This window comes from Roseiarcus sp. (assembly GCF_052145395.1).
Taxonomy (GTDB): domain Bacteria; phylum Pseudomonadota; class Alphaproteobacteria; order Rhizobiales; family Beijerinckiaceae; genus Roseiarcus.
Window position 1 is genome coordinate 1 of the sequence record NZ_JBKQOT010000795.1, and the last position, 9,571, is coordinate 9,571.

A 9,571-nucleotide genomic window follows, 5' to 3' on the forward strand; every position below is an offset into this window, starting at 1 on the left:
TCGGCGGCGAAGGCGTTGAAGCGCTTGCCGACGATCATCAGGTTGCCGTCGGCGTCGCGAACCGCCGCCTGATCGCCCGAGGGCGCGACGATGACGTCGTAATGCGGCCCGCTGAACGCGCCGATCAGTCCAATGGCTGCGAAGGGGACGGCGCTCAGGCGAAAGACCCAGGTCCGCCAGATCGTCGCGCTCATCACCGCGAGCGCGAGAAACGGCAGCGCGAAGGGCGCGAAGGCGCGCAGATGCACGGTGGAGCCCGGCGCTTCGGCGATGAACCGGGCGACCCACAAAATGAACTTGATGCCGAGGCCGACATAGAGCCACACAGGCGCGTCGAGCGCGAGCGGATAGAGCGCCGCGCCGACCAGCGCGCCCGGCACCGCGAAGAACTCGATGACCGACAGCGTAAGCGGATTGCCGATAAGCATTAGGGGCTCAAGTCGTGGAAATGGTAGGCCATGAACGAGGCGGTCGCGCTGGTCGCGCAAGCGGTGGCGAAGAGGAGCGCCAGCGGCCGATGGAGGATTTCGGACAGAAGCGCGGGAGGCGGCGGTCTGCCCCGCTGCGGAAGGAACGGGTCCGGGTCCCTTTCCATCCCGGCAAGCCGCGCCTCCATGACCGCGACGAGCGCCGCGACCGCGGCGAAGGAGAGCTGGAAGCTGACGCCGAGAATCGCCTCCGGCTCGATGACGATGATGGCGAAGATGGCGAAGGCGAGGTTGCGCATGGTCAGCGCCCGCCGGTCCAGGATCACCGCCCCGAGCACGATCAGGGTCATCACCAGCGCCCGCTCGGTGCCGACGCGCGAGCCTGTGGCGACGTCATAGAGGAGCGAGCCGGCCATGGCGGCGCCGGCCGCCCATTTCTTGATCGGGTAGTTCAGCGCCAGCGTCGGCGACAGCGCCATGAGACGGCGCGTCACGACGAAGAAAATGCCCGCGACCAGCGTCATCTGCACGCCGGAGATGGTGATGATGTGGTAGATACCCGCCTCGCGGATGAGGTCCTTGGCGTCGCTGGAGAGGAAGTCGCGCTTTCCCGTCACCATGGCGGCGGCGATCGCCCCCTCGTCGCCGCCAATGATGCGGTCGACCCGCACGGCGAGGCGGTTGCGGGCGTGATCGATCGCTGCGGCGAAGCGTTGGCGGAAACTCGCGTCGCCCGGCGGCGGCAGGACGTCGATCGCGCCGAGCGTCGAGCCCACCGCGCCCACGCCGGCGAAGAAGGCGTCGCGGGCGAAGTCGTAGCCGCCCGGCAGCACGGCGTGCGACGGCGGCAGGAGCCGCGCCTTGAGCCGAACGTAGTCGCCCGCAGCCGCGTCGGGGGTCTTCCGGGTGGTCACCCGGACGCGGTGGGGCGCTTTGTCCCCGGGCATGCCGTCGACGCTCGAAACGGCGATCACCATGCGCGCCCCGACCGGTCTGAGGTCGACCTCCTCGACATAGCCCTGCAACGAGACGATGCGGATTCGGTCGAGCGCCGGCGCGGCGACGCGCGCGGTGCGCAGCGACATCGCCAGAAAACCGGCAAAGACCGCGGCCAGCGCCAACGAGACGCCGAACGCGACCGGGCGCGCGCGGGAAAGAAGAGCGAGTCCGGCAAAGATCAGGGTCAGCGCGACCGGCGCCCACAGCGCCGGCTCGCTGTCGGCGGAGAGATTGAGCGCGACGCCGCCCATGGCGGCGACCGGCAGCCACAGGAAAAACCGCCGCTGCTCGACCTCGCGCGCCAGCGCCCTGTCGAAGACCGCGCGCCAGTCCGGCGCCCAGGCCGCCGCGCGCGCAACGCCGGCGGCCGCAACCAGAACGCCGCTGCGTCCGGAAGTTGACATGCGTCCATATAAGCACGTCCAGAGTCAGGAATAAAGAGACTCTCTGCGCGCCGATCGCCGGAAGCCGGTATACTCGCAAAAAAGCCGAGTGAGGACGACGCCCATGAAGGACGACAATGCGAGACGCATGCGGACGAACCGCGTCTTTCTCGCTGACGACGCCTGCGATCTCGACGATTTCCGAACGCTCATCGACCGTACGGTCGATCCGGCGGACTACCCCTTCGCGATCGGGGTCGCATCGAACGCGCTCGTCTACGACGGCGACGCGGTTCGCCGGGCGTCTGACCATCCCGAGACGCGCCGCGAGATCATGGCCGAATGGGTCGAGGCGCTCGCGGATGGGCCGGGCGTCATCGTCATCCGAAAAGCCTTCGCCGACCTCCGGCCGATCGAGGCCGCCAACCCGCATTTCTGGGCGATCATCGAGGAGCAGCGCCGCGACCCGTCACGTCACGGCGATCACTTCGCCAAGCCCGGCGCCAACGACCGGGTGTGGAACGCGCTGGAAAAACTGTGCCTCGCCGATCCGGAGACCTTCGCCGCCTACTACGGCAACGCCGTGATTGCGCTGGCGAGCGAAGCGTGGCTCGGACCCTTCTACCAGATCACCTCGCAGCTCAACGTCGTCAATCCTGGCGGCGAGGCGCAGGTTCCGCACCGCGACTACCACATGGGCTTCCAGACGGCGGCCGAGATCGAGCGCTATCCGGCCCACGCCCATCGCCTGTCGCCGATGCTGACGCTCCAGGGCGCGGTCGCCCACCCACTGCGACATGCCGCTCGAATCTGGGCCGACGCTCTACCTGCCCTTCTCGCAGGCCTATCCACCGGGCTATCTGGCGACCCTGCGCGACGACTTCCGCGCCGAGTTCGAGGCGCGCAGGGTGCAGTTGGCGCTCGCCTGCGGCGACGCCGTGTTCTTCAATCCTGCGCTGTTCCACGCCGCAGGCTCGAACCGGTCCAAAAACATCCGGCGGATCGCCAACCTGTTGCAGGTGTCGAGCGCCTACGGGCGGGCGATGGAGAGCGTCGACCGGCTCAAAATGAGCCTCGCGCTCTATCCGGTCCTGCAAAAGCTTCTCGCCGCCAAGGCCCTTTCCGCCGGGGACGCGGACAACGCCATTGCGGCTTCCGCCGAGGGCTACGCCTTCCCGACCAACCTCGACCGCGACCCGGCAATCGGCGGCCTCGCGCCGCAAAGCCAGCAGGCGCTCATGCGCCAAGCGCTCGCCGAAGGCTGGTCGTCCGAGGTGTTCGCCGAGGCCGCGCGGGCGCAGGCGTGGCGGAGGCTGACTTGACGCTCACCCCGCCGCCGCGCAGTCCCTGAGCACCGCCCTTAGCTGCGCTTCGAGTGGCCCGCCGCCCGGAACGTAAGAACAATCAATCGCCGCAGTGCCGATCGTGAAAGCATCGGCGCCGGCGGCGCTGATGGCCGCGATGCGCTCGGCGCAGTCAATCGAGCCGGCGACCACGACGAGCCCTCGGTCGCCGAACCCTCGCCGGCAGGCGGCGACGAGGTCGAGCGGGTTGGCCTCCGTCGCCCGATAGGCGAGGATGTCGACGCCGGCGCAGCCCAGGGCCGCGAAAGTTCTGCAGTGCGCCTCCACCTCCTCCGCAGCGCCGCCGAGCTTGGTTGGGTGGCCGACCGGCTTGCCGGCGAAGGGCAGATAGCGCGTCGGGCTCCCTTCGAGCAGGCGCACGCCGGCTTCCGCCCCCACGCCGCCCATCAGGAAATCGACGCCGAGGTCGCGCCCGAGCGCGATCGACCTGAGTTCGTCCTCGCGCGAGGTCGAGACGATCTCCATCCAGACCGACGCGCCGGCCTCGCGGATGGCGGCCGCAAGCCGTCGCAAAGTCGCCGGCTCGGCGCCGACGTCCTTGAAGCCGATGTGCTTCATTCCCAAAGGGCGCACGGCCTCGACGATTTCAAGCGCGTTCGCGACGGTCGCGTCGTCGCGGGTCAGCATGAAGATGAAGTCCATCGCGGCGCCCCCGGCGCGTCGTGCGCCGGAGTGAAGCTAACATCGCTCGCCGCGCGTTGGGAATGCGGCGCGAGCGCGCAAGGCCTTTCGCCTTTGCCTCGGCGCCCCCGTCTGCTAGATACGCCGGCTCGATTTCCCGTCCCGCCTGCCCGAGATTTATGCCGATGTCCCACGTCGTCACCCGTTTCGCGCCCTCCCCGACCGGGTTCCTCCATATCGGTGGGGCGCGCACGGCGTTGTTCAACTGGCTCTACGCCAAGCGCTTCGGCGGCACGTTTTTGTTGCGCATCGAGGACACCGACCGCGAGCGCTCGACCCAGGCCGCCGTCGACGCGATCCTCGACGGACTCTCCTGGCTCGGCCTGCATTGGGACGGCGAGGCGATGAGCCAGTTCGGCCGCGCCTGGCGCCATCGCGAGGTCGTCGACCAGATGCTCGCCAAGGGGACGGCCTATCGCTGCTACGCCAGCCCCGAGGAGCTCGAGGAGATGCGCGAGACGGCGCGGCGCGAGGGGAAGCCGATGCGCTACGACGGCCGCTGGCGCGACCGCGACCCCTCCGAGGCGCCCGCCGGCGTCGCCCCGGTCATCCGGTTGCGCGCTAACCAGGAGGGCGAGACGGTCATCGAAGACAAGGTGCAGGGCAAGGTGACCTTCGCCAACAAGGACCTCGACGACCTCGTGCTGCTGCGCTCCGACGGCAACCCGACCTACATGCTGGCGGTGGTGGTCGACGACCACGACATGGGCGTCACTCACGTCATCCGCGGCGACGACCACCTGACCAACGCCGCGCGCCAGACCCAGATCTACCAGGCGCTCGGCTGGGACGTTCCGATCTGGGCGCACATCCCGCTGATCCACGGTCCCGACGGGGCAAAACTGTCCAAGCGCCACGGCGCGCTCGGCGTCGACGCCTACCGCGCCATGGGCTACCTGCCGGCCGCCCTGCGCAACTATCTGGTGCGGCTCGGCTGGAGTTTTGGCGACAAGGAGTTCTTCACCGAAAAGGAACTGATCGCCGCCTTCGATCTGCCCTCGATCGGCCGCTCCGCCTCGCGCTTCGACACCGCCAAGCTCGAGAACATGAACGGCCACTTCATGCGCGCCTTGACCGACGACGAGCTATTCAACGCTCTGCTCGACACGCTGCCTTACCTCGCCGGCGGGCCTGAAGTTTTGGCCAAGCTCGACGACGCCAGGCTCGCTGAGCTGCGCGCGGCCATTCCCGGCCTCAAGGAGCGCGCAAAGACGCTAGTCGAACTCCTTGACGGCGCAGGCTTTCTCTTTGCAGGACGGCCACTCTCGATGGATGAAAAGGCTTCCGACATCCTCGCCAAGGGCGGCCGCGCGCACCTGAAGGCGCTCCTGCCGAAGCTCGCCGCCGCCGACTGGACCGGCCCGGCTTTGGAGGCCGTCGTGCGGACTTATGCGGAAGAGACAGGCGTAAAACTCGGCGCCGTCGCCCAGCCCCTCCGCGCCGCCCTCACCGGCCGCTCCACCTCGCCCGGCATTTTTGACGTGCTGACGGTGCTCGGGCGCGAGGAGAGCCTGGGGCGGATCGAGGATCAGGCGGGGGCGTAGGTCGAACCCCCTCACCCGTCATGGCCGGGCCCAATCCCGGCCATGACGCCGCGGGGACGTCGACGCCCCGTCAGCCCTTCCCCTCCTCCTGCGTCCGCAGGAACTCGATAATCGGCCGGACGTGTTCGCCCAGCTGCTCGGCCGCCGCGCGCCATTCGTCCTGCGCCACCGGCATGTCCCGCCCTTGCAAAAACGTCTCCCACAGCGCATTCGCCGCCGTCGCCATCTGCCGCCGCCACGAATTTTGCGCGTCGGCGGCCGCGGGGCGCTCACATCGGCGTCCCGAGGCCCCGCAAGAAATCCAGTATTGGCCCAATGTTCTCGCCGAGCTTGTGGGCGGCCTGCGTCCAGCCTTCGAGAGCAACCGGCAGGTCCTTCCCCTTGAGAAAGACGCTCCACAGCGCGTTAGCTGCAGTCGCGATCTGACGGCGGTGAGAATGTGCCGCATCAGGCATACCTGGAGGCAGAACAGGCGGCTGAGTCGCTGCCCAATTTGCGCCGGGCTCTTTCGGGGTTGCAGGTGCTGGAGCGGACGGGGGCGCAGAGCGCTCGACCCGTCGCAGGCCTTCGCCGACATCTCGCTCGAAGAAGCGCGGCGTATTCTCCTCCACTGCCCCAAAGAAACTCTGGGCCGCCTCCATTGGGAATGGCTGCGTCCAGTTTCCGGTATTCACTGCCTGCTCATGCCGCGACACGAGATCATAGAAGCCGTCGAGCGCAAATTGATTGCCAATTACGCTTTTCAACTGACTGGCAAAGCCCTCTGGCAGATAGTCCGCGTCCGCTAGAAACATCGAATGGAGAATGCGCGCGTCGTCATAGGCGAGTAGGATATTGCCGACCCCTGGCGCCTTCGGCAAATCTTCGACGTAGTATTCGAGAGTCTCAAGGTACTCCGGTCGCGCGTTGTAGCGCCCTTCGCGCAGGGATTTGAGCAACCGCTCGGCTCTGGCGCGGCACGCCTCCAGTGCACGGCGATGATCCTTTTCACTAGAGAAGTACCGATAGAAAGGCAGGTTTTGCGCGCCCGCGACAACCGTAACACGCAGAGACGAGTTCCAGCCGTACGTGAAAGGCGAGTCAATGTCTGGAAGGGGTTCAAGCTCCGGGGGCAAGCCGGATGCGATCGAGGCGATCGAACCCATGCCTTCTGGCAAATTCGCCTTGATCCAAGCGTTCGCAGCCGCGGGCCCTTTGTCCCAGACGTCGAGCGGCACGCTGGCGAAAACGAGCTCGTAGTCCTCCCCACGCGATACGCCACGCAAGCGCTCATTGTACCAGTCGGTCCACACCTCCCAGTTCTCGCCGTCCGGAAGCGCCTCTTGCAAGCTTGACCAGGCGAGACTTGCCCATTCGGCCGCTCCGCTCGACCAAAGCGGCGAATCTGACAACGTGTTCACGCCGAGAGCTTTATCGACGCTGCATCGACCCGAACCTCCTCCCACATGCCGCCAATACTTGCAGCAGGGTCGCGAGCGTCGGCGTTGCTTGCTGCGGCGACGGCTGTCGTGACCGAAGCGCCCGCATAAGCCACTGCATTCCCAGCAGAGTCAGCGAAGGCGGCGTATGCAGCGGAGGCGGCAGAGGAGGTGGCAGACGCGGCGGCGGGGTCGAAGGAGGCCGCGCCCGAAGCAGCGGCTCCGGCGGCGCGAGAGGCCGCAATGTACGCGGCTTCGCGGAATTCAGTTGCGCGGACCGGATATCTCGCCGCGAGTCGCGCCGATGCGCATGAGCGATAGATCACGCCCGCCAACGTCGCTACTTCAACAAAGCCCTCCGCGTCCTGCTGATTTCGTAACGGGCGAACCGCTAAGGGTACAACACGCAACGCCGCACGCGCCGCAATTGCGTTAGCGACTTGACGAGTTTGCCCTCGCAGCCAAGCCTCAAGCGATTCTTTGTCATTGATCGCAGACGCACTACGCTGCTCGTCAACCGCCGGTGATGGTAAGTGCTCGCGAATCCAGGCGTTGGCCGCCGCCGGGCCTTTGTCCCAGACGTCCAGGGGCACGCTGGCGAAAACGACTTCGTAAGCCTCGCCGCGCGAACCGCCGCGCAGACGTTCCTCGTACCAGTCGATCCAGACATCCCAGTCTTGTTCAGCCGGCAGAGCGGCTTTGAGATTGGTCCATGCGGCGCTCACCCATTTTGGCGCGCCAGACGGCCAGAGTGGCTGATCGCTTACCGCGACCGGCCCATCAGATTTGATGCGAGCGACGTCACCACTGACTGCCGCCCAGACGGCGGCTTCGGGGGCGCGGCTGGGAGCGCGGGCGACAGCGTCGGCGGCGCGGGTGACGGCTTCGGTGGCGCCGGCGGCGCGGGTGACGGCGTCGGTGGCGCAGGCGGCGGCGTGGGCGGCAGCGTGGGCGGCAAGTGTGGCAAGCTGAGCGGCGTCGGCACCCGCGAACTCGGCGGCGACAGCGGCGGCGGTGGCGGCGGCAGCGACGGCCTCGTAGAATTCGTCATTGGCGCGTGTTGGATATTTTGCGGTGACCAGTGCCAACGCGCTCGCCCGACATATGGTGCTCGTTAAGCTCGCGATTTGAAGCGCAACCTCTTGGGTCCGAGGATCTCCTGGAACAGAAACCACAAGCGGCACCACCCGCAGCGCCGCCCGCCCGGCGATAGCGCTTGCGACCTCGGGGCTGCTCTCCTTCAGCCAAGACTCAAGGGACTCCGTATCTCGGATCTCTGCCTCGGAGCGCTGTTGCCCTTCATCTGGTCGCAACGGCAAATGCTGACGTATCCATGCATTCGCCGACGCCGGACCCGTTTCCCACTCCTCCTTAGGTACATCGACGAACACGTGCTCGTAGGCCTCGCCGCGCGAGCCGCCGCGCAACCGAGCCTCATACCATTCAATCCAGATTTGCCAGTCATGGTCTCGAGGGAGATAGGATTGAAGGCGAAGCCATCCATCATTCGCCCATGCTGGGACCCGGCCCTTCCAAAGCGGAAGCCGTGCAAAGGCGGTCGCCTCCATGTTCCAGGCGTCCACCGTGTCGGAACGGATGGACTCCCAAACTGTTGCTCCAACCGAGTCGACGCGGTCCGAGCGCACCGTGTTCGACATCGCTTCGACGGCATTGCTTACTGCCTGGACCGCAAAGGCAACCGCGTCCGCGGCAACATTCGAGCTAGCGGATCGGACGGCCGACGCCGCAGCTCGCGCAACGCCGGCCGCGACGGGAGAGTGTATCGAGGTCGCTAGGAAATCGGCGGCGTCGGCAGCCTCTGGCCATGCCCTCAAGACGTCCACGTTAGGAGGGACGAACCCGCTGAACTGGGCCAGCGATGCCGCGCGGAAGACGGCGCTCGCGACGAGTTCGCCGTCAGGCTTCGAAAGTCCGCCGGGCTGATGTGGCGGGTCAAAAAGCAAGATGGGTAAGGCCCGCAACACCGCTCGCGCGGCGAGCTTCGCCGCCACCCGGCTACCACCTGCTGTCATCCAAGATTCGAGTGACGCCAAGTCGGTGATGTCCCTCGTCGCGCTGTTGTGCGGTGGCTGGCCGGATTGTGGCACCAAGCCCTCGTTCGTCGTTTGATGTATCGGCTGAGATAGAGGCGATCTGGCGAGGGACGACGCCGTATTGTCTCGCTTCGAGATGTTGCTCGAAATCTCCGCGATCTCGTTCGCCGCTTCATTCATGTGGCGATATTGCTCGTTGACCGAATAATCCGAGAACGGCTTGCCGTCCCGCGGACGCAGGTTCTTGTCGCGCACGCGGTCGAGCGCGATCTTCGGCGTCGGCGTCAGGACCAGCGGATAGAAATGGACCACCTCGCCCTTCGCCTGCCGCTCGCGGATGATCGCGATCTCCTTGTCGACGACATAGTCGGACGACAGGGAATGGCGCGAGACGAGCAGGATGAAGATGTCGCAGGCGCGCAGTTTCTGCTCGATCTCCCGCCGGGCATCAGCCGGTCGAGCCAGAGGTCGACCGCGCCGTGCTTGATCGCCGGCCGCAGGTAGCCGGTGACGAACGACAGCCACTTGACCTCGCCCTCGGCCGGCCTCTCCGGCTCGTCGGCGTGGGCGTAGCTGATGACGATCAGCGGCTTTCCGGACTCGGTCGGCATGGCGGTTTCCGTCGCGGAGCCAGCATCGGCTTGCATTTCCGCAAGTCAAGGATAAGCGAGGCGGCCCGCCGTCATCGCGACGACCCGCG

At 66.8% G+C, this 9,571-nt stretch carries 5 protein-coding genes and 2 pseudogenes; 2 read left to right on the top strand and 5 right to left on the bottom strand.

All coding sequences use genetic code 11. From position 1 onward, the window contains the following. A pseudogene (locus ACLP25_RS27405) lies at positions 1–1,831 on the bottom strand (ComEC/Rec2 family competence protein); the annotation flags it as partial. Positions 1,832–1,934: 103 nt separating this feature from the next. On the opposite strand from ACLP25_RS27405, the pseudogene ACLP25_RS27410 reads away from it, so the two are divergent. Further along, a pseudogene (locus ACLP25_RS27410) lies at positions 1,935–3,132 on the top strand (phytanoyl-CoA dioxygenase family protein). Positions 3,133–3,135: 3 nt separating this feature from the next. Here ACLP25_RS27410 and ACLP25_RS27415 read toward each other — a convergent pair. Next, entirely contained in the window at positions 3,136–3,816 is a 681-nt protein-coding gene (locus ACLP25_RS27415; protein ID WP_442472264.1) for a 4-hydroxythreonine-4-phosphate dehydrogenase, read from the bottom strand. A gap of 164 nt (positions 3,817–3,980) precedes the next feature. Between ACLP25_RS27415 and gltX the strand changes: the two genes are divergently transcribed. Further along, positions 3,981–5,399 (top strand): glutamate--tRNA ligase, encoded by a 1,419-nt coding sequence (gltX, locus tag ACLP25_RS27420; protein WP_442472265.1) that lies wholly within the window; start codon positions 3,981–3,983, stop codon positions 5,397–5,399. 70 nt (positions 5,400–5,469) lie between these two features. Here gltX and ACLP25_RS27425 read toward each other — a convergent pair whose 3' ends face one another. The 3 genes from ACLP25_RS27425 to ACLP25_RS27435 are packed head-to-tail and all read right to left on the bottom strand — an operon-like array spanning position 5,470 to position 9,396. Further along, positions 5,470–5,625: a hypothetical protein gene (locus ACLP25_RS27425; RefSeq protein ID WP_442472266.1), complete on the bottom strand. Its 156-nt coding sequence runs from the start codon at positions 5,623–5,625 to the stop codon at positions 5,470–5,472. A gap of 43 nt (positions 5,626–5,668) precedes the next feature. Next, positions 5,669–6,799 carry a hypothetical protein gene (locus ACLP25_RS27430; protein ID WP_442472267.1) on the bottom strand — a complete coding sequence of 377 codons (1,131 nt, stop codon included), beginning with the start codon at positions 6,797–6,799 and terminating at the stop codon, positions 5,669–5,671. Continuing rightward, entirely contained in the window at positions 6,796–9,396 is a 2,601-nt protein-coding gene (locus tag ACLP25_RS27435) for a hypothetical protein (protein ID WP_442472268.1), read from the bottom strand. The genes ACLP25_RS27430 and ACLP25_RS27435 overlap by 4 nt, the downstream gene beginning before the upstream one ends. Positions 9,397–9,571: the final 175 nt, after the last annotated feature.

Bases quoted from the DNA above. Each gene is read 5' to 3' on its own strand.
- ACLP25_RS27415 (WP_442472264.1), bottom strand. From the start codon at position 3,816: ATGGACTTCATCTTCATGCTGACCCGCGACGACGCGACCGTCGCGAAC.
- gltX (WP_442472265.1), top strand. From the start codon at position 3,981: ATGTCCCACGTCGTCACCCGTTTCGCGCCCTCCCCGACCGGGTTCCTC.
- ACLP25_RS27425 (WP_442472266.1), bottom strand. From the start codon at position 5,625: ATGGCGACGGCGGCGAATGCGCTGTGGGAGACGTTTTTGCAAGGGCGG.